The organism is Bradyrhizobium sp. UFLA05-153 (assembly GCF_054185185.1).
The window spans coordinates 1-19017 of record NZ_JBBIAM010000055.1; the positions used below are offsets into that span (position 1 = coordinate 1).

18 protein-coding genes and 1 pseudogene are annotated in these 19017 nt (G+C 64.0%); 16 read left to right on the forward strand and 3 right to left on the reverse strand.

Annotated elements, in window-relative coordinates:
• From Q2941_RS28100 to Q2941_RS28115, 4 genes and pseudogenes are all read left to right on the forward strand, one after another.
• Positions 1-594 (forward strand): annotated as a pseudogene (locus tag Q2941_RS28100) (adenylate/guanylate cyclase domain-containing protein); the annotation flags it as partial.
• Complete coding sequence (locus Q2941_RS28105) at positions 591-1874, forward strand: cytochrome P450 (RefSeq protein ID WP_458194392.1); 1284 nt, start codon at positions 591-593, stop codon at positions 1872-1874. The pseudogene Q2941_RS28100 and the gene Q2941_RS28105, both read left to right, overlap by 4 nt.
• A gap of 18 nt (positions 1875-1892) precedes the next feature.
• Complete coding sequence (locus Q2941_RS28110; protein ID WP_458194393.1) at positions 1893-3704, forward strand: hypothetical protein; 1812 nt, start codon at positions 1893-1895, stop codon at positions 3702-3704.
• A complete protein-coding gene (locus tag Q2941_RS28115) occupies positions 3701-5149 on the forward strand; it encodes a Dyp-type peroxidase (RefSeq protein WP_458194394.1) in 1449 nt (482 codons plus the stop codon). Before Q2941_RS28110 ends, Q2941_RS28115 begins: the two co-directional genes overlap by 4 nt.
• A 21-nt stretch (positions 5150-5170) precedes the next feature.
• Here the strand turns inward: Q2941_RS28115 and Q2941_RS28120 are convergent, their stop codons facing one another.
• The 3 genes from Q2941_RS28120 to hemB all read right to left on the reverse strand — a co-directional run bounded on the left by Q2941_RS28120 (position 5171) and on the right by hemB (position 7914).
• Complete coding sequence (locus Q2941_RS28120) at positions 5171-5947, reverse strand: arginyltransferase (RefSeq protein ID WP_027522903.1); 777 nt, start codon at positions 5945-5947, stop codon at positions 5171-5173.
• Positions 5948-6052: 105 nt separating this feature from the next.
• Entirely contained in the window at positions 6053-6610 is a 558-nt protein-coding gene (locus tag Q2941_RS28125) for an RDD family protein (RefSeq protein ID WP_458194395.1), read from the reverse strand.
• 233 nt (positions 6611-6843) lie between these two features.
• Positions 6844-7914, reverse strand: coding sequence for a porphobilinogen synthase (gene hemB / locus Q2941_RS28130; protein WP_458194396.1), 1071 nt, complete (start codon positions 7912-7914; stop codon positions 6844-6846).
• Positions 7915-8126: 212 nt separating this feature from the next.
• Between hemB and Q2941_RS28135 the strand changes: the two genes are divergently transcribed.
• From Q2941_RS28135 to Q2941_RS28190, 12 genes are all read left to right on the forward strand, one after another.
• Positions 8127-8612 (forward strand): DUF6163 family protein, encoded by a 486-nt coding sequence (locus tag Q2941_RS28135; RefSeq protein ID WP_027522900.1) that lies wholly within the window; start codon positions 8127-8129, stop codon positions 8610-8612.
• 503 nt (positions 8613-9115) lie between these two features.
• Positions 9116-9634, forward strand: coding sequence for a transcriptional regulator LdtR (gene ldtR, locus Q2941_RS28140; RefSeq protein WP_027522899.1), 519 nt, complete (start codon positions 9116-9118; stop codon positions 9632-9634).
• Between the two features lie 201 nt (positions 9635-9835).
• Complete coding sequence (locus Q2941_RS28145) at positions 9836-10072, forward strand: hypothetical protein (RefSeq protein WP_254112120.1); 237 nt, start codon at positions 9836-9838, stop codon at positions 10070-10072.
• Positions 10073-10109: 37 nt separating this feature from the next.
• Complete coding sequence (locus Q2941_RS28150; RefSeq protein WP_027522897.1) at positions 10110-10331, forward strand: hypothetical protein; 222 nt, start codon at positions 10110-10112, stop codon at positions 10329-10331.
• Between the two features lie 304 nt (positions 10332-10635).
• Positions 10636-11934 (forward strand): serine hydroxymethyltransferase, encoded by a 1299-nt coding sequence (gene glyA / locus Q2941_RS28155; RefSeq protein WP_458194397.1) that lies wholly within the window; start codon positions 10636-10638, stop codon positions 11932-11934.
• A 17-nt stretch (positions 11935-11951) separates the two neighbouring features.
• Positions 11952-12434, forward strand: a complete 483-nt coding sequence (gene nrdR / locus Q2941_RS28160) for a transcriptional regulator NrdR (RefSeq protein WP_027522895.1) — start codon at positions 11952-11954, stop codon at positions 12432-12434.
• Positions 12431-13579: a bifunctional diaminohydroxyphosphoribosylaminopyrimidine deaminase/5-amino-6-(5-phosphoribosylamino)uracil reductase RibD gene (gene ribD / locus Q2941_RS28165; RefSeq protein ID WP_458194398.1), complete on the forward strand. Its 1149-nt coding sequence runs from the start codon at positions 12431-12433 to the stop codon at positions 13577-13579. The genes nrdR and ribD overlap by 4 nt, the downstream gene beginning before the upstream one ends.
• Complete coding sequence (locus Q2941_RS28170) at positions 13580-14203, forward strand: riboflavin synthase (protein WP_027522893.1); 624 nt, start codon at positions 13580-13582, stop codon at positions 14201-14203.
• A gap of 188 nt (positions 14204-14391) precedes the next feature.
• Positions 14392-14883 (forward strand): 6,7-dimethyl-8-ribityllumazine synthase, encoded by a 492-nt coding sequence (gene ribH / locus Q2941_RS28175; RefSeq protein WP_458194399.1) that lies wholly within the window; start codon positions 14392-14394, stop codon positions 14881-14883.
• A gap of 3 nt (positions 14884-14886) precedes the next feature.
• A complete protein-coding gene (gene nusB, locus Q2941_RS28180) occupies positions 14887-15378 on the forward strand; it encodes a transcription antitermination factor NusB (protein ID WP_027522891.1) in 492 nt (163 codons plus the stop codon).
• Between the two features lie 176 nt (positions 15379-15554).
• Positions 15555-16553, forward strand: coding sequence for a thiamine-phosphate kinase (thiL, locus tag Q2941_RS28185; RefSeq protein WP_458194400.1), 999 nt, complete (start codon positions 15555-15557; stop codon positions 16551-16553).
• A 220-nt stretch (positions 16554-16773) separates the two neighbouring features.
• Positions 16774-18894, forward strand: coding sequence for a sodium-translocating pyrophosphatase (locus Q2941_RS28190; protein WP_027522889.1), 2121 nt, complete (start codon positions 16774-16776; stop codon positions 18892-18894).
• Positions 18895-19017: the final 123 nt, after the last annotated feature.

Genomic DNA, 19017 nt, shown 5'->3' on the forward strand with positions numbered 1-19017 from the left:
GGACATAGCGTCTGCGCGCTGGCCTACGAGATTCTCTCTCGCGCCGACCATCCGTATTCGCGTCTGTTGGTTGACATAGCCCAGGGGCAAATCTGGATCGAGAAAGGGGAACTCGACCGGGCGGAAGCCTTGATGCGCAAAAGCGTGCAGCAGTGCGTGATGCACAACGTGCCGACGATGCTGGCCCCCTGCACCGGCATTTTCGGGAATGCACTTGCGCGCAACGGCAAGGCCTCCGAAGCGGTGCCGCTACTGGAAAAGGGTTTTTCCGACCGCATCCTCGATGCCTCCGGTCCTTACGGCAGGACCTTCATGCGGGTGGCCCTCGGCGTCGCCTATCGCAACTTTGGACGACTGGACGATGCCATCCGCGCCGGACGCAAGGCGGTGGAGCAAGCGGGCGAAGAGTACGGGCACCGGACGGAAGCGCTTTACGAATTGGCCGAGACGCTGCGGTGCGCGGGCGATGAGCCAGCGGCCGAAGCGTGTTTCGCGCAGACCTCCGAGGCGGCGCGTCGTCTCGGCATGCCCTACTACCAGAAGCGGGCCGTTGCAGCGCTTGCAAAGCGACAAGAGGATTGGCACCCAGCATGAAACTCTCGATGTATGAACCCGATGCCTTGTCGCCGGGAGCCCGCAACTTCTCCTATGGTGCCTTTTGCTGGCTCAATCGTCACATCATCGTCCTGCGCGCGGTCGGCGCTGTGCTCAGGCGCTGGCCCTCGCTGGGCGGCAGCATGGTGGCCCGCGCCAGTGCCGTCAAAGGCGTTCTGACAAGGACGCGAAGCTTCTCCAACACGGCGCATGAGGCCAACATGGTCTCCGGGACCTATCTGATCGGCATGGATCCAGGTCCCACCTACGATTCCGACAGGGACCTGGTCCATCAGCGGTTGGCCGCTCTGAACGTTCCAGTCGACTCTGATGATGAGGCCAAGCGACGGATCAATACTCTGAGCCAACCCGGAGCGGGCGCTTTCGATCTGATTGATGATTACCTGATGTGGGTGGTGTTTCATGCCATGAGGCCCCTGTATGGAACTGCAACCGGCGCCGTGGTTGCGGGCTCGGCGGCCCCGGCCGCGGCCGCGCAGGGCAATGTCAATCAGGGCCTGCAACGACAGTACCTGCTGGAAATCCGATATGTCGCGGGGCAGCTCTTGGCTGGCAGCTTGGCGACATTAGGGGTTCGGCGGCGAGCGGAAACCTGCGGGGATGCGCTACAGGCGCGGATCGGTCGCCTAACCGGCCTCATCGGCACGGCGTGGGGTGTCACGAGCTCCACTGCGGACATTGAACGAAACGCGGTGGGCCTTGCCTGGATCTCGCATCCGGTCACGGTGCAGTCCGGAGCTCTTGCCGTGCAGGAGCTCCTGGAACGGCCGAAGGTCTACGAACAGCTACGATCGCAGGCCAAAAGTCTTGGCGCATCCGTCTGGACCGACGCCAATTTCCGCAACGTCGTGCGCGACCATGTGCTCGAGCTGATGCGCTTCCGTCCGATCTTTCCGCTCCTGGCGCGTGACGTGCCGCGGGATACCGAAGTCGAGACCGGCGCGCGACACAATGCCAAGTGTCCAGGCGGCGGGAAGGTCTCGCTCTTGTCGATCGCTGCCCTGTTCGATTCAACCGCGGTTCCTGACAGCGGCAAGTTTTGCCCGCATCGCAATTGGGGCAACGAACATGCCTTGCGGTATCTCATGTTCGGATATGGCTACCGGCAATGTCCTGCCAGGGACTACGCAGTCGAAATCCTGACGAGCGCGCTGATCGGCTTGCTGACCCTGCCCGGGCTGCAGCTGGCGCGCGGTGAAGGCAAGGCCATCGTGTACGACGGGCCGCTGATGTCGTGCATGCGTATGCGTATCCCGTAAGCGCGGAGAAGGACAGCCATGCTCGAGATTGTCCGGCAGCAGATGATCTGCATCGTTGCGCCAGGCTGGCCCGGCGGAGGCGAAATTCCAACGCCCGTTTCTGGCGCGCTGAATGACCTGTTCAAGGATGTCGCGGTAGTGCACTTCGCATCGATCGGGCTCCTGCCGGCCATGGCCGATGCAGCGGAGCAGCGGCCTTCGCTGATGCTCGAGCTTGCCGTCGAGGAGGGTCTCAGCCCATACGACCTGCTGTACCGGCTGATCTACCATTCCGGTGGCGCGATGTGGTCGCTCTTCGGCGGCATGTATTTCCCCAACGTCGAAGAGCCGACGGATCAGCAGAAGCAGCAATTGCTTGGCCGGCTGATGGAATGCCACAGCATCGCCGATGGCGCCTTCATCGGCGCCCGCGACCGGTCGGTCCGGCAGATCCAGATGGAAGCGGAGCTGCTCAAGCAGACGCGAAACGAAGCGCGGACGCTGAAGCCGAAATACGGCAATGATCGCACCGCGTTCGCCCTGGCGCTGGCACGATGGGCATACACGAACCCCCGCTTCGAGTGGGCGGCCAAACCTGCACCGCGATCCTATTGGCGCGGGAAGGGCGCCGGCATCGGCGCGAAGCTCGCCTATCCAGTAAGCGCGCTCGTCCTCTGGTTCGTCGTGCTCTGGCTCGGCGGGGCGCTTCCGCGCGCCTACAACTGGTTCTTCGGCGAGCCGCATCCCGTCGTGCTGGCGATCGAGGACGCCGTGAGCAAGACGAGCAAATGTCTGCTGGCAATGAGTGGACATTTTCTGCTGGCGGTGGCGGTGATTGCATTTCTGGTCTGGCTGTTCCTGGTCCCGCTCCCGGCGCAATTCGTGTCCTGGAGACGCTGGTTGAAGAGCATTCAGCGCGAACTCGAACGGCCGACTGAGACGATCTCGTCGCTGTCTACCTATGTGGCCGGCTGGGTCATCGGCGTGCCGCTGCTCCTGGCCATCGCCGCGTGCGCCATAGCCTACACCCTCGCTCCTTTGGCCTACGCGCTGGTGCCGGAGTATATGGAACAGACCATCGAACCGAAGATACCGAAGCTTACTGGATTGGAACTCACCGAGATCGCCGTTGTCGCGATCATCGTGGTGCTCTGCATCGGCGCGCTGTTTTCCCGGCTCAATCGCCGGTTCACGACGCTGAGCGAAAGGTTCTTTCATCCACTCGAAGACGACGTTCCTCGCGCCCAGCAGATCCACCCGTCGATCGAGAGATGCGAGGCGCGAGAGGTCGACCGAATTCAGCACATGATCAGCCTGACGGACTTGTGCGGTCCGCAGGGGTGGAGCGCGTGGTGCATCCGGGCTTCCCTGCGCATCGTGACGTTCGCCGGACGGGTGTTTTTCACGCAGGGATGGCTGGGAGATGCGCCGGGCATCCATTTCGGCCACTGGCACATCATCGACAACGGTCGCCGCTTCCTGTTTTGCTCGAACTATGACGGCAATTTTGGCGGCTACCTCGACGACTTCATCAACGGCGCTTCCAGCGGAACGACGCTGGCATGGCGGTGGACGGAGCTGAACCCGCGCGTACCGGCGGTGGCCGGTCAGCCCGGCATTGCGCAGCCGCGCAGCTTCCCGCCGACGCGGTTTCTCATTTACCGGGGAGTGAAGTGCGAGCTGAAGTTCAAATCCTACGCGCGCGACAGCATGCTTCCGAATCTGTACCGCTTCGTGGCGTGCAACGCGACGATCGACGAGATCAATCTCGCCACTGGGCTGCGCGACGCCCTGTTCGGCGAGCGCAACGAGAAAAACGACGACCTGATTATGAGGGCCATCGAAACATGAAGTACGTGAAGCACGCGCCGCATCTTTCCAAGCAGAGACACGACATCCATGGCATGCTGAAGAGCGGCTTCGGCTGGCTCAAATCCAGCCGCTTCTGGCTGCTGACGATCCGCGACGGCCGCGAGGATCAGGCCCGGGCATGGCTTGCACAACTCGCCAACAGCGGCCTGGTCGTCAGTGCCAAGCGCGTCGAGGAAGGCAAGGCGAAATCGGAAGCATCGATCAGCGAAGCGGTGGCGGTCGCTTTCAGTTTTTCAGGGCTGAAGAAGCTCGGCTGTTCCGAGGCCGAGACGCATCCGTTCCCGACTCCTTTCAGCAGCGGCATGGGGAGCGCGCTGCGCAAAGAGCTGTTGAGAGACACTTCGCGTGATCAATGGCGCTGGTCCGATGTTGAAGGCCACGACGGCTGCCAGACGGTCCATGTTCTCGTAGCGCAATGGTGGGTGCTCGACGAAGAATCACGAATGGAGGCTCCCGATCCAGATGTGTTCGTCATCAGGACCGTCGAAAACAATCCTTGCTCGTTCAAGAAGAAAGAAGACGGCAGACTGCGCGAGCCGTTCGGGTTTCGCGATGGCCTCGCGCAACCCGTGATCCGCGGCCTCAGAGAAGAGGGAGGCGCGTCGCGGAAGCAGGCCGAACGGGACGCCGGCCATTTCTATGAAGATCGTGTCGTCGAGCCCGGAGAATTCGTTCTGGGCTATCGCAACGAGTATGACGAACTCACTTACTGTCCCAATGTGAAGGAGTGGCCGCAGTCGGGAGACCGCTTCACGCTGAACGGAAGCTACCTGGCCGTGCGCCAGATCCAGCAGGATGTCGAGGCGTTCGAGGAGTTCAGGAAAGCGAACGGCCAGGGCATCTGCGAAAAGCTGATGGGACGTCGAATGGATGGCATGCCGCTCGGCTGGCAAGGCCCCCCGGGATCGGATTCGGCGGCCGACGCCTTCCGTTACCGTGTCGAGGATGCAAATGGCTTCGTTTGTCCGAAGGGGGCTCACATCCGTAGGTCCAACCCGCGCGATTCCCTGGGCATCGATGTGCAATCGAGCATCAAGTCATCCAAGCTGCACCGGCTGCTCCGCCGTGGACGGCCCTATCGCGAAGAGACCGACAGCGGCACGCGCGACGGCCTGTTCTTCATCGCGTGCAATGCGGATCTCGAGCGCCAGTTCGAGTTCATTCACCAGCGCTGGGTGCAAAACCCCAGGTTCGGGACTCTCCACGACCAGGACGACCCCGTCGTCGGGTCGCTTCCTGACCCCAAAACGTTCACCATTCCCGGATTGCCGAGCGGCAGCGAAGTCACGCTGGCCTCGTTCACGCAGCCGCTCGGAGGCGGCTACTTCTTCCTGCCGGGGATCGCGGCGCTCAACTTCATCGTCAGACATCGCGCTGGCGCCAGGACGGCTGCGGCGCACCAGGCCGAAGCGGCAGTCCCCTGAGCGGCAAGACGTCGAAAGGGCCTAATCCTGCGGCTCTGACGCCGTGTCGCCTTGTGCGTCGACGCGCAGCCATCCGGAGGGTGCGAGGCGCTGCTGCGGCAGGAAGCGCGCCTTGTAGTCCATCTTCTTGGAGCCCTCGATCCAGTAGCCGAGATAGACGTAGGGCAGGCCCTGGCGCCGGGCGCGGGCAATGTGGTCGAGGATCATGAAGGTGCCGAGCGAGCGGCCGACCTGGCTCGGCTCAAAGAAGGAATAGACCATCGACAGCCCGTCGCTGAGCACGTCGGTCAGCGCCACCGCCAAGAGCTCCTCGCCGCGGCCGGTGATGCCGCTGTCGGGGCCGCGCTTGCGGTACTCGATGATGCGGGTCTCGACATGGCTGTCCTCGACCATCATGGCATAGTCGAGCACGGTCATGTCGGCCATGCCGCCATGGCGGTGTCGGGCGTCGAGATAGCCGCGGAACACCGAATACTGCTCGGAGGTCGGAACCGCGCTGCGCTGCTCGCCGATGATGTCGGCGTTGCGCGCCATCACCTTGCGGAAGTTGCGGGACGGGCGGAACTCGTTGGCGACCACCCGGACCGAGACGCAGGCCCGGCACTGGTCGCAGGCGGGCCTGTAGGCGATCGACTGGCTGCGGCGGAAGCCGCCATGGGTCAGGAGGTCATTGAGGTCGCCGGCGCGGTCCCCCACGAGGTGCGTAAACACCTTGCGCTCATGCCGGCCCGGCAGGTACGGGCAGGGCGAGGGCGCCGTAAGGTAGAATTGGGGGGTGTCGCGCGAGTGCTGGGTCAAGGGACGTCGTAGGCCTCCGAAACAGGTATCAGCATCGCGCTACGGAGGCTCATGGTCAATCGGTCAGCTCACAAGGTGGTTTAGGAGGCGCTCTAGTAGGTTTCTCTAATAGGTTCTTGCCGTCTGAGGCACGGGCGAGCGGACCGAGTTGTTGATGACGACCGTTCCCAGCACGATGTCGTGCAACAGGCGCCGGCGGCCGTTGAACAGGCCGACGACGATCACGAACGGCGTCAGGAACGAGATCGACACCCAGAACAGCACCGCGTGCATGGCACCGAGCACGAAATAACCGGGTGCGCCGTACCAGGTGCGCAACTCCAGATCCATCACCCGCATGCCGATCGTCGCGGAATGCGGACCGCCGATGCAGGCGCCGTAATAGACCACGGCCCAGATCACCGAGGCCGGCCAGGCGAGCCAGAACAGCGCCCAGCCCAGACCAAGCGTGACGATGCCGAACACGGCGATGAAGATGTAGCCGAGGATTACCGGGACCGAGATCGCGATGAGATCGATCAGGAAGGCGAATACCCGTCGGGTCGATACGCCACGGAACAGCTCCGGCTGGAGGTAGGGATCATAGGCATGCGGCGGAACCCCGCCGTCATTGCGCCGGGGACCCGAGTTAGGGCTCGAATTGCCCGAGTCCGAATACGACATGGTCCGTTCTCCGATCGGAAACACTCGTGGCTGCACATGGGATCAGGCCGTCCCGCTGCCAAGGCCGCGGCGATCAACAAGCGGAAATATTCCGGCGATTCGGGGGCAGTGATTGGACACTGTCATTTCGGGGCGATGCGTCAGCATCGAACTATGGTGCGCACTTGCGCACCTGAGAATCTCGAGATTCCGGGTTCGGTCCTGCGGACCGCCCCGGAATGACGGAAGTTGTATTAACTCTGCGCCTTGATCTTCTCTGCTGCCTTCGGCGCAAAATACGTCAGCATGCCGTCGGCGCCGGCGCGCTTGAAGGCGAGGAGGCTTTCCATCATCGCGCGCTCGCCGTCGAGCCAGCCATTGCCGGCAGCTGCCGCGATCATCGCGTATTCGCCGGAGACCTGGTAGGCGAAGGTCGGCATCGCAAAAGTGTCCTTCACCCGCCGCACGACGTCGAGATAGGGCATGCCGGGCTTCACCATCACCATGTCAGCGCCCTCGGCGATGTCGAGCTCGACCTCGCGAAGTGCTTCATCGGTGTTGGCGCTGTCCATCTGATACGTACGCTTGTCGCCTACAAGCGTCTTGGCTGAGCCGATGGCGTCGCGGAACGGGCCGTAGAAGGCAGAGGCGTATTTCGCCGCATAGGCCATGATCTGCACGTCGAGCAGGCCGGCACGGTCGAGCCCTTCACGGATCGCGCCGACGCGGCCGTCCATCATGTCGGAGGGCGCGATGATGTCGCAGCCGGCCTCCGCCTGCACCAGCGCCTGGCCCACGAGCACGGCGACCGTCTCGTCGTTCAGGATCCTGCCGTCCGCGATCAGGCCGTCGTGGCCATGGCTGGTGAAGGGATCCAGCGCGACGTCGCAGAGGATGCCGATGTCAGGGAATTCCTTCTTGATCGCGCGCACGGCCTGGCAGACGAGGTTGTCGGGATTGGTCGCTTCCGAGCCGTGCTCGTCGCGCAGCGAGGCTTCCGTGTAGGGAAACAGCGCGATGCAGGGGATCGTCAGCTTCATCGCGCGCTCGGCCTCACGCACCGCCTGGTCGACGCTGAGACGTTCGACGCCGGGCATCGAGGCAATCGCCTCGCGCTTGTTGCTGCCGTCGATCAGGAACAGCGGCCAGATCAAGTCGTCCGTGGTGAGCACGTTCTCGCGCACCAGGCGCCGCGCCCATTCCGCCTTGCGGTTGCGGCGCGGGCGGACGGTCAGATCCAAGCCCAGATCTCTGGCAGGAGCGGCGGTCGCGTTTCCGCGCGCTACCTCGCGCAATTCGATCGGACGTCCGTACTTGATCGCCATTGTAGGTATCTCCAGCGCGATGATTCATCATCGCGCTTAGTTGTTGTTTGGGCATGATCTTTTCGGAAAACCGCTGCAGACTTTTCCGGATCATGCCGAACTAGAATTATTCTTATACCAGCTCGCATGGTTCCCGTCACCGCGGCTTGACCTTCCGCAACCCGGTAGCAGACCGATTGATTTTGCCGGGCGAAGCGGCCAGAAGGGGAGCCATGTCCGAGATCTCAACCCGCGATGCCGCCCGCGACGGCGCCAGGGACAACGGCAGAGACAGCGCAATGTCAGTGGCCGCGTTGTCGTCCGAGAGACCCGAGTCCGACGAGAACGTCTGGACGCGGCGGCTCGTGCTATTCCTGCGCGTGATGGCGCTGCTCTCGATCCTGAAGGGCCTCTATCACTGGGCGCAGGTGACGGGCTTCGTCGGCGGCGAGGACGATGCGTTCGAGAACCAGTCGATGGCCTGGCAGGCCGCAACCGTCTACTTCGCCGTGATCGAACTCGTCGCCGCCGTCGGCCTGTGGCTCGCGACGCCCTGGGGCGCGGTCGTGTGGCTCACGACGGTGGTGTCGATGGCGGTGATCGAATTGATGTTCCCCGGCATCTATGGCGGCAGCCTCATCGTGGTCGCGGTCGAAGCTTTCATGCTCGCCGCCTATCTCGCGCTCGCATGGATGGCCGCGCGCGAGCGCCCGCCATAGCAAAGCCAATTCTGGTTTTGCGCAGCGCATCCACGATCGGGTGCGGGGCGCATCTTTCCACAATTTCCACAATCGTCTGTCGGGCGTCCGAGTGCCGGCACTGCGCAGCAGCGTTGCACGCTGCAGCGCGTCAGGGACACGAGAGCGTGTTTTCGCGCGTCGATGGTTGATCGATGGTTGCCTCAAATTTGCGGCAAGTTTTCACGGATCCTGCGTGATCCGCCACAGCTCTTACGCTCCCGTTTCGAAACAGGGCAGGGCTGTTCTGGAATGCGACAAGTGGTGCGGACGGAGGGTGAACAGGACCTTGCCACCGTCAACAGAGGGTTGCGAAAAGTCCTTGTCGCACAGGCTTAATCCGCGATTCACTGTCTTAAATTCATGATCTCTTTATTCTCTTATTTAAGCTGATCTTCAAACGCCTCCCCTTAAGTTGCGGCTATCAGGCGGGACAAAAGTTTCGTCGAATAAGTGTCGACAAAAACGACAACAGGGGAAGTGTCATGATGAAAGCCGTCGCAACTGCGGCAGATACCGCAGAGCGCGTCGCCGGCCAGCAGGGCTCGGTGCAGTCGCTCTATCTGGAAGCTTTGACTCTGGTGGAGCGGCTGCATCGCCGCTTGCTCGACGTCATCAAGGATGAATTCGATCGTCGCGGCCGCGCCGACATCAACTCGGTGCAGGCGCTCTTGCTCTACAACATCGGCGACAAGGAGCTGACCGCAGGCGAGCTGCGCACGCGCGGCTACTATCTCGGCTCCAACGTCTCCTACAATCTGAAGAAGCTCGTCGAGCTCGGCTTCCTCGATCATCAGCGCTCGCGCGTTGATCGTCGCTCGGTGCGCATCCGCCTGACCCCGCAGGGCCAGGAAGTTCGCCGCATCGTCGACGCGCTCTACCAGAAGCACGTCAAGACGGTGGAGCAGGTCGGCGGCATCTCGGGCGAGGAGTTCTCCACGCTCAACAAGTCGCTGCATCGCCTCGAGCGGTTCTGGACCGACCAGATCCTGTATCGGCTCTGAGTTTATTCGGAGGGATCAAGGCCAAGCCGGCCCTGAACAAGACCGGCGTGCCTCCCGAACGTGCCTAAACTTCCCCGATCGCGCCGGCCCGGCTTTGCCCGGACCGGCGCGTTTTGTGTTTTTGCACCTGCGAAAAAAGCAGCGCCTTTGCGGAACCAGCCGCCGGCTCGCAGCTTATCCCCTTCAGATCGGAGGCGTGCGATGCTGGTCGAGCGTGGACTACAGACCATGAACGTGGAGATCGTGAGCGAGGCCTATGCCATCGCCGCGAACTATCTCCGCAGAGCCGGCGCGCTCCCCGATACGCTCGTCACCGATGAGCGGCTACTGAAGATCATCGTGCAGCTGTTCCAGCACGGCGAATTCAACAAGATCAGGCTGGCCAACAAGGCGATCGCGAAATTCGAGGCCGCGTTCGAGGCCGACGCGCTTGCCTGACAGCATTCCCCAAAATTCAGATCGAGCAGAGGATGCCATGGAAGCCGCCATCGACCGCATCATGAAGACATATGACCTGCTCGCCAACCGCACCGCTGCGGCGAGCGAGGAGGCGAGGGCCAAGGTGACCAACTACCTCAATACGCTGGTTGAGGCGGGCGAGAAGGACACTCATCGGTTGACGGTCTGCGGCCTGACCTACCTGCGCCAGCTCGACGGCAGCATCGACCCGGTGAAGGCGGGTTATACCGGTTTGTGAGGAGAGGCGGCCAAGTCTATCTCAAAGCCGGAGGAACCGGCTGCCGGCGCCCCTCTGGGCGCCAAGCGGCGGGTGTGGCGGCGGCCGCCTGTTAACGCTCGGCGAGCGCCCGGCGCGGGCGATCCCGTACATCTGCGGGCCTCCAAATCCCCGCGATCCCCACCATATCTGGCATAATTGTCGCCCCGGACCCGCAAATGCTTGGCCGGACCGGGGCGATGTGGTAGATCGCGGCTGCTTCCAACCGCCACACAAGACCGACCGTAGCCTGCCAAAAAGGCTGCGGCGGTGGAGATATTCGCCGATGACGTCCGCCAAAACCGCCTCCGCGCCCGATTCGTTTTTTGCGGCCTCGCTCGACAAGGCCGACCCGGAAATCGCCGCCGCCATCAAGGGCGAGCTCGGCCGTCAGCGCCACGAGATCGAGCTGATCGCCTCCGAGAACATCGTCAGCCGGGCCGTGCTGGAAGCGCAGGGTTCGGTGATGACCAACAAATACGCGGAAGGTTACCCCGGCGCGCGATACTATGGCGGTTGCGAATGGGTTGACGTTGCCGAGAACCTCGCGATCGATCGCGCCAAGCGGCTGTTCGGCGCCAATTTCGCCAACGTGCAGCCGAACTCCGGCAGCCAGATGAACCAGGCCGTGTTCCTGGCGCTGATGCAGCCCGGCGACACCTTCATGGGCCTTGATCTGGCCGCCGGCGGCCATCTCACCCACGGCTCGCCCGTCAACATGAGCGGCAAGTGGTTCAAGGCCGCGCACTACACGGTGCGACGCGAGGACCAGGTCATCGACATGGACGTGGTGGCCAAGCAGGCCGAAGAGATCAAGCCGAAGCTGATCATCGCCGGCGGCTCTGCCTATTCGCGCGCCTGGGACTTCAAGCGCTTCCGCGAGATCGCCGACAGCGTCGGTGCCTATCTGCTGGTCGACATGGCGCATTTCGCCGGCCTCGTTGCCGGTGGCGTGCATGCTTCTCCCGTGCCTCATGCGCACGTCACCACCACCACGACCCACAAGTCGCTGCGCGGACCGCGCGGCGGTCTGATTCTGTGGAATGACGAGACGCTCACCAAGAAGCTCAACTCGGCGATCTTCCCGGGTCTCCAGGGCGGGCCGCTGATGCACGTGATCGCGGCGAAGGCGGTGGCGTTCGCCGAGGCGCTGCGGCCGGATTTCAAGGTCTACGCCAAGAACGTCGTCGAGAATGCCAAGGCGCTCGCCGAAACGCTGCGCAGTCACGGGTTCGATATCGTCTCGGGCGGCACCGACAACCATCTGATGCTCGTTGACCTCAGGCCGAAGGGCCTGAAGGGCAACGTCTCGGAGAAGGCGCTGGTCCGCGCCGCCATCACCTGCAACAAGAACGGCATTCCCTTCGACCCCGAGAAGCCCTTCGTCACCTCCGGTTTGCGTCTTGGCACGCCGGCCGCGACGACCCGCGGTTTCGGCGTCGCTGAATTCCAGCAGGTCGGCGGCATGATCGCTGAAGTCCTGAACGCAATCGCGCAGTCCGACGACGGCAACGCACCGCTGGTCGAGGCCGCGATCAAGGAACGCGTCAAGGCGCTCACCGATCGGTTCCCGATCTACCAGTAAGGGCGGATAACAAGCGGATGCGCTGTCCCAACTGCAATAGTCTCGATACGCAGGTTAAGGACTCGCGTCCGACCGAGGATTCGTCCGTGATCCGCAGGCGGCGCATCTGCGTCGCCTGCAATTTCCGCTTCACCACCTTCGAGCGCGTGCAGCTGCGCGAGCTCACCGTGATCAAGCGCAACGGCCGCCGCGTTCCGTTCGACCGCGACAAGCTGATGCGCTCCGTGCAGATCTCCTTGCGCAAGCGGCCGGTCGAGCCGGAGCGGGTGGAGAAGATGGTTTCTGCCATCGTGCGCGAGCTCGAGACCGCGGGCGAGGCCGAGATCTCCTCGGAGGTGATCGGTGAGACGGTGATGGAGCATCTGCGCACGCTCGACGACGTCGCCTATGTGCGCTTCGCCTCCGTCTACCGCAATTTCCGCGAGGCCAAGGATTTTGCCGACGTGCTCGGCGAGCTCTCCGGCGAGGAGGAAGCGCGGCTCGCCGCGATACGCAAATGATCTTCCGCATTCTGGAGGATCAGCTTGCGCAGAAGGCCCGTGAGTCCAAAGACGCTGATCGCCGCTTCATGCAGCTTGCGCTGGCGCTCGGCCGGCGCGGGCAGGGGCGCACCTGGCCGAACCCGTCCGTCGGCGCCGTCATCGTCAGGGATGGCGTGATCGTCGGCCGCGGCTGGACGCAACACGGCGGCCGCCCGCATGCCGAGCGCGAGGCCCTGCGACGCACGGGCGAGGCGGCCCGTGGCGCGACGCTCTACGTCACGCTCGAACCCTGCTCGCATTTCGGCAAGTCGCCGCCTTGCGCGGACGCGGTGATCGCGGCCGGCATCACGCGCGTGGTGGCGGCGATCGAGGATCCCAATCCGGAGGTCGCAGGACAAGGCCACGCGCGCTTGCGCGCCGCAGGCATCACCGTCGATGTCGGGCTCTGTGCTGTGGATGCTGCCTACGATCATGCCGGCCATTTCCGCCGTATCCGCTACAAGCGCCCGCATGTGATCCTGAAGCTTGCGGTCTCGCCCGACGACAAGATCGGGGCGGCCGGCGGCAAGCCGGTCGCGATCACGGGAGAGGTCGCGCGCAACCGCGTGCATCTCTTGCGAGCGCAGAGCGATGCCATCCTGGTCGGCATCGGCACGGTGCTTGCGGACGATCCGCTTCTGACCTGTCGCCTGCCGGGCATGGAAGCACGCTCCCCGGTGCGCATCGTGCTCGACCGGAGTTTACGCATTCCGTCGTCGAGCCAGCTCGTCCATTCCGCACGCGAGACGCCGCTGTGGGTGATCGGCTCCGAGCTCGCGGAAGCTGCCGCAGCCACGCGGCTCGGCGCGGCAGGCGTCCAGGTCATGCGCATGCCGCCCGACAGTACGCCGGGGCTCGATCTTCCTGCGGTGCTGTACGCGCTGGCCGAGAAGGGCATCACGCGGCTGATGGTCGAGGGCGGCAGCCATGTGGCCTCGTCCTTCGTCGCGGCCGATCTGGTGGATGAGATCTGGCTGTTCCGCGGGACCGAAGCGATCGGCGCCGGCGGCGTCGATGCGCTCGATGCATTGCCCCTGTCGAAAATCACGCAGTCGCCCGCCTTCAAGGTTCATGCTAGCGAAACATTCGACAGAGATACTCTCACCATCTACGAGCGCGCTTAAATGTTCACCGGCATTGTCACTGATATCGGCGAGATCGTCGGCCTGACGCCGACGGCGCAGGGCCAGTTGCATCGGCTGCGCATTGCCTGCCGCTACGATCGTGCGACCATCGCCGATGGCGCCTCGATCGCCTGCAACGGCGTCTGCCTGACCGTGGTGGCTTCCGGCATCGAAGGCGGCAAAGACTCTGCTGAAAGGACTTGGTTCGATGTCGACGCCGCGGCGGAAACGCTGGCGCTGACGACGGCCAAGCACTGGAAAATTGGTACGAAGCTCAACCTCGAGCGCGCGCTGAAGATCGGTGACGAGCTCGGTGGCCATATTGTCGCAGGACATGCCGACGGGATCGCGACGCTTCTCAGTCGCGAGGACTTGCCCGACATGGCGCGGTTCGAGCTCAAGACCACGCGGGAGCTCGCGCGCTTCATCGCGACCAAGGGCTCGATCACCCTGGACGGCGTGTCCTTGACCATCAATACGGTCAAGGACGTGACCTTTTCGGTCCTGATCATCCCGCACACCCTCAGCGTCACAACCATCGGTGCCTGGCGCGCCGGGGACGAGGTCAATATCGAGGTCGATCTGATGGCCCGCTATGCGGCGCGACTGACCGAAATGACGTGACCGGCGGAGCCGGTCATTCCGGGATGGTCCGAAGGACCAGACCCGGAATCTCGGGATTCCGGGTTCGATGCTCCGGCCGCGCTCCGCGGTCCCGTCGCATCGCCCCGGAATGACGGTCACTTTAAAACTTGGCTTAACCGCTTGCGGCGACTACATAACGCGCCGACCTCAGTAGAACGGATTGAACGATGGCAGACGCGCGGCGCGCACCCCTGAAGGACCAGACCGACATTTCCGGCGCGCGGGCGCTGATTGTCGAAGCGCGCTTCTATGACGACCTCCAGGATGCGCTTTTGGAAGGCGCGGTTGCCGAGCTGAAGGCGGCCGGCCTCACCCATGACGTGATTACGGTTCCCGGAGCGCTGGAAATCCCCGCAGCCGTGGCCATTGCGGTCGACGATGCCGCGAGCAACGGGAAACCCTATGACGCCGTGATCGCGCTCGGCTGCGTGATCCGCGGCGACACCATCCATTTCGAGATCGTCTCGCAGGAATCCTCGCGCGCGCTGATGGATCTTGCCGTGGCGCGCAAGCTTCCGCTCGGCAACGGAATTCTCACAGTGAACACCGAAGAGCAGGCCTGGGCACGGGCGCGTGCCAGCGAGCTCAACAAGGGCGGCGATGCCGCGCGCGCGGCGCTTGCCATGCTGCGCATCAAGCGCCGTCTGGCGCGGGCCTGAGCCATGGCGGACACCAAGAAACAGCCCGGCGGGGCGGAGAAAAAGGCGAACCGGCGCGGCGCTGCGCGGCTCGCGGCCGTGCAGGCGCTCTACCAGATGGACATTGCGGGCGCCGGCATCAACGACATCTTCGCCGAGTTCGAGAGCCATTGGCTCGGCAACGAGGTCGAGGGCGAAAAATATCTGCCGGCGGAAGCGGCCTTCTTCCGCGACGTCGTCTCCGGCGTCGTGCGCGACCAGAAGAAGCTCGATCCCCTGATCGACGAGGCGCTCTCGAAGGGCTGGCCCCTGAAGCGCATCGAGGCAATCCTGCGCGCGGTGCTGCGGGCAGGGGCCTACGAGTTGGAGCATCGCAAGGACGTGCCGGGCCGGGTCGTGGTCTCCGAATATGTCGACGTCGCCAACGCTTTCGTCGATCGCGAGGAGACCGGCATGGTCAACGCGGTGCTCGACCAGATCGGCCGCCACTTTCGCGGCGACGAGTTCGGGCGGTAGCCAAAAGCGAAGGGGCGTCGAATTGATGCAATGCGCCAGCCCCATATTCCGCTGTCATGCCCCGCGAAGGCGGGGCATCCCGTACGCTGCGGCCCATCGATTCATCACGAACGTCTCTGGAATACTGGATCGCCCGGTCAAGCCGGGCGATGACAGTTGTGTGTGTGGATAGGCCGATGGCAAACGCGACAAATGTCTCCGGCGAAGACTCGCTCATCGAGCGCTATTTCAAGCCGCTGGCGACTGACCCCGGCGCGTTCGCTCTGGTCGATGATGCCGCCATCCTGAAATCCTCCGGCGAGGACGTCGTCGTCACCACGGACGCCGTAGTCGAAGGCGTGCATTATCTCGCTAGCGACCCGCCCGGTACCATCGCCCGCAAGGCGTTGCGCGTGAACCTGTCCGACCTTGCGGCTAAGGGCGCCACGCCAGCGGGCTTCGTGCTGACGCTCGCACTCCGCAGCAAGGACGATGCCTGGCTGAAGCCTTTCGCCGATGCGCTGGGCGAGGACGCCAAGGGCTTCGCGTGCCCGCTGCTCGGCGGCGACACGGTCTCCACGCCCGGGCCGCAGATGATCTCGATCACGGCCTTCGGCCGCGTACCGTCGGGGCGGATGGTCGGCCGCACCGGTGCCAAAGCCGGCGACCGCGTTATAGTGACCGGAACGATTGGCGATGCCGCACTTGGCCTCGAGGTGCTCAAGGGCGGTGCTGCGGCGAAGGCGCTGGCATCCGATTCGGCCGCACGGGATATCCTGGTCGCGCGCTACCGCATTCCGCAACCGCGCAATGTGCTGGCGCACGCCGTGCGCGACTGTGCGAGCGCTGCGATGGATGTCTCGGACGGGCTCGCCGGCGATCTCGTCAAGCTCTGTGCAGCCTCAGGCGTGTCAGCCGCGATCGATGCGGCCAGCGTGCCGCTGTCGGCGCCGGCCGCCGGCCTCGTTGCGCGCGGCGACGTCCGGATCGACGCGCTGCTGTCCGGTGGCGATGACTATGAGCTTCTGTGTGCTGTTCCTGAAGCGCGATGCGTCGATCTGATTGAAGCCGGGCGGGCGGCTGGCGTGGCCGTAACCGCCGTCGGAACGATAGTGCCGGGAAATGAGGCGCCGCGCTTCCTGGACCGCGCTGGCCGGGAACTGGTCCTCAAGCGGCTGTCCTATAGCCACTTCTAGCAATTTCCGCGAAACGGACGCCTACGACCTAAGGACCTGCGGAGATCGACGATTTTCGCGCCTCCGGCGTTGCACGGGCATGGCGATTTTGGCAAGGTCCCCGCCCATCGGGGCTGCTCCTTTTTTTTGGGGAGGCGCGGTCCCGCTTTAAGGCGCCACTCCGTCACAACGGGAAAAAATCGGCGCTGGGGGTACATCAAGGATCTGAGGCAAAATTCACATGACAGCATTATGGTTGATAGTGCTCTGCGGAGTGCTCTCTGTCGTCTACGCGATCTGGGCGACGTCTTCGGTGTTGGGCGCGGATGCGGGGTCGCCGCGCATGCAAGAAATCGCCGGAGCGGTCCGTGAGGGCGCGCAGGCCTACCTGCGACGCCAGTACACGACGATCGGCATCGTCGGCATCGTCATCTTCCTGCTGCTTGCCTATTTCCTGGGTATCTACGTCGCCGTCGGCTTCGCCATCGGCGCCATCCTGTCGGGGGCAGCCGGCTTCATCGGCATGAACGTCTCGGTCCGCGCCAATGTGCGCACTGCGCAGGCTGCGACGACGTCGCTCGCCGGCGGCCTCGAACTCGCCTTCAAGGCGGGCGCCATTACCGGTCTTCTGGTGGCGGGCCTCGCGCTCCTCGGCGTGACGCTCTATTTCGGCTTCCTGACCTATTCGCTGAAGCTTGCGCCCGACAGCCGCACCGTCGTCGACGCCATGGTGGCGCTCGGCTTCGGCGCCTCGCTGATCTCGATCTTCGCCCGTCTCGGCGGCGGCATCTTCACCAAGGGTGCGGACGTCGGCGGCGACCTCGTCGGCAAGGTCGAGGCCGGCATCCCCGAGGACGATCCGCGCAACCCGGCGACGATCGCCGACAACGTCGGTGACAACGTCGGCGACTGCGCCGGCATGGCCGCCGACCTGTTCGAGACCTACGCGGTGACCGCGGTCGCCACCATGGTTCTGGCGGCGATCTTCTTCGCCAAGACGCCGATCCTCGCCAGCATGATGACGCTGCCGCTCGCGATCGGCGGCATCTGCATCATCACCTCGATCATCGGCACCTTTTTCGTCAAGCTCGGGCCGAGCCAGTCGATCATGGGCGCGCTCTACAAGGGCCTGATCGCAACCGGCGTCCTGTCGCTGATCGGCATCGCCGGCGTGATCTACTACCTGATCGGCTTCGGCAAGCTCGAGGGCGTCGACTACACGGGCGCGGCGCTGTTCGAGTGCGGCGTCGTCGGTCTCGTCGTCACCGCGCTGATCATCTGGATCACCGAGTACTACACCGGTACAGACTATCGCCCGGTGAAGTCGATCGCCCAGGCCTCGGTGACCGGTCACGGCACCAACGTGATCCAGGGCCTCGCCGTCTCGATGGAGGCGACCGCGCTGCCCGCGATCGTCATCATCGCCGGCATCCTCGTCACCTACAGCCTTGCCGGACTGTTCGGCATCGCGATCGCGACCGCCACCATGCTGGCGCTCGCCGGCATGGTCGTCGCGCTCGACGCCTTCGGCCCCGTGACCGACAACGCCGGCGGCATCGCCGAGATGGCGGGTCTGCCCAAGGAGGTGCGCAAGTCGACCGACGCGCTCGATGCGGTCGGCAACACCACCAAGGCGGTGACCAAGGGTTACGCGATCGGTTCCGCCGGTCTCGGTGCGCTGGTGCTGTTCGCGGCCTACAACCAGGACCTCAAGTTCTTCGTTGCGGACTCCGCGAAGCATGCCTACTTCGCGGGCGTCAATCCGGACTTCTCGCTCAACAACCCCTACGTCGTGGTGGGCCTGCTGTTCGGCGGCCTGCTGCCGTATCTGTTCGGCGCGATGGGCATGACCGCGGTCGGCCGTGCGGCCGGCGCGATCGTCGAGGAGGTACGGCGCCAGTTCCGCGAGAAGCCGGGCATCATGCAGGGCACCGACAAGCCGGACTACGGCAAGGCGGTCGACCTTTTGACCAAGGCGGCGATCAAGGAGATGATCATCCCCTCGCTCTTGCCGGTGCTGTCGCCGATCGTCGTCTACTTCGTGATCTACGCGATCGCGGGCGGGGGTGCTGCCGGCAAATCGGCGGCGTTCTCCGCCGTGGGCGCCATGCTGCTCGGCGTGATCGTGACGGGTCTGTTCGTCGCGATTTCGATGACCTCGGGCGGCGGTGCCTGGGACAACGCCAAGAAGTACATCGAGGACGGCCATTTCGGCGGCAAGGGCTCCGACGCCCACAAGTCCGCCGTGACCGGTGACACCGTCGGCGATCCCTACAAGGATACGGCGGGCCCCGCGGTCAACCCGATGATCAAGATCACCAACATCGTGGCCTTGCTGCTTCTGGCGATCCTCGCGCACTGAGTGGCGTCAACCGTACGACAAAACCCCGCGGCGCAAGCCGCGCGGTTTTTGTTTGAGCTTCTCACGTCACTCCGGGGCGGTCCGCATGACCGAACCCGGAATCTCGAGATTCCGGGTTCGATG

Bases quoted from the DNA above. Each gene is read 5' to 3' on its own strand.
- Q2941_RS28105 (WP_458194392.1), top strand. From the start codon at position 591: ATGAAACTCTCGATGTATGAACCCGATGCCTTGTCGCCGGGAGCCCGC.
- Q2941_RS28110 (WP_458194393.1), top strand. From the start codon at position 1,893: ATGCTCGAGATTGTCCGGCAGCAGATGATCTGCATCGTTGCGCCAGGC.
- Q2941_RS28115 (WP_458194394.1), top strand. From the start codon at position 3,701: ATGAAGTACGTGAAGCACGCGCCGCATCTTTCCAAGCAGAGACACGAC.
- Q2941_RS28125 (WP_458194395.1), bottom strand. From the start codon at position 6,610: ATGTCGTATTCGGACTCGGGCAATTCGAGCCCTAACTCGGGTCCCCGG.
- hemB (WP_458194396.1), bottom strand. From the start codon at position 7,914: ATGGCGATCAAGTACGGACGTCCGATCGAATTGCGCGAGGTAGCGCGC.
- Q2941_RS28135 (WP_027522900.1), top strand. From the start codon at position 8,127: ATGTCCGAGATCTCAACCCGCGATGCCGCCCGCGACGGCGCCAGGGAC.
- ldtR (WP_027522899.1), top strand. From the start codon at position 9,116: ATGATGAAAGCCGTCGCAACTGCGGCAGATACCGCAGAGCGCGTCGCC.
- Q2941_RS28145 (WP_254112120.1), top strand. From the start codon at position 9,836: ATGCTGGTCGAGCGTGGACTACAGACCATGAACGTGGAGATCGTGAGC.
- Q2941_RS28150 (WP_027522897.1), top strand. From the start codon at position 10,110: ATGGAAGCCGCCATCGACCGCATCATGAAGACATATGACCTGCTCGCC.
- glyA (WP_458194397.1), top strand. From the start codon at position 10,636: ATGACGTCCGCCAAAACCGCCTCCGCGCCCGATTCGTTTTTTGCGGCC.
- nrdR (WP_027522895.1), top strand. From the start codon at position 11,952: ATGCGCTGTCCCAACTGCAATAGTCTCGATACGCAGGTTAAGGACTCG.
- ribD (WP_458194398.1), top strand. From the start codon at position 12,431: ATGATCTTCCGCATTCTGGAGGATCAGCTTGCGCAGAAGGCCCGTGAG.
- Q2941_RS28170 (WP_027522893.1), top strand. From the start codon at position 13,580: ATGTTCACCGGCATTGTCACTGATATCGGCGAGATCGTCGGCCTGACG.
- ribH (WP_458194399.1), top strand. From the start codon at position 14,392: ATGGCAGACGCGCGGCGCGCACCCCTGAAGGACCAGACCGACATTTCC.
- nusB (WP_027522891.1), top strand. From the start codon at position 14,887: ATGGCGGACACCAAGAAACAGCCCGGCGGGGCGGAGAAAAAGGCGAAC.
- thiL (WP_458194400.1), top strand. From the start codon at position 15,555: ATGGCAAACGCGACAAATGTCTCCGGCGAAGACTCGCTCATCGAGCGC.
- Q2941_RS28190 (WP_027522889.1), top strand. From the start codon at position 16,774: ATGACAGCATTATGGTTGATAGTGCTCTGCGGAGTGCTCTCTGTCGTC.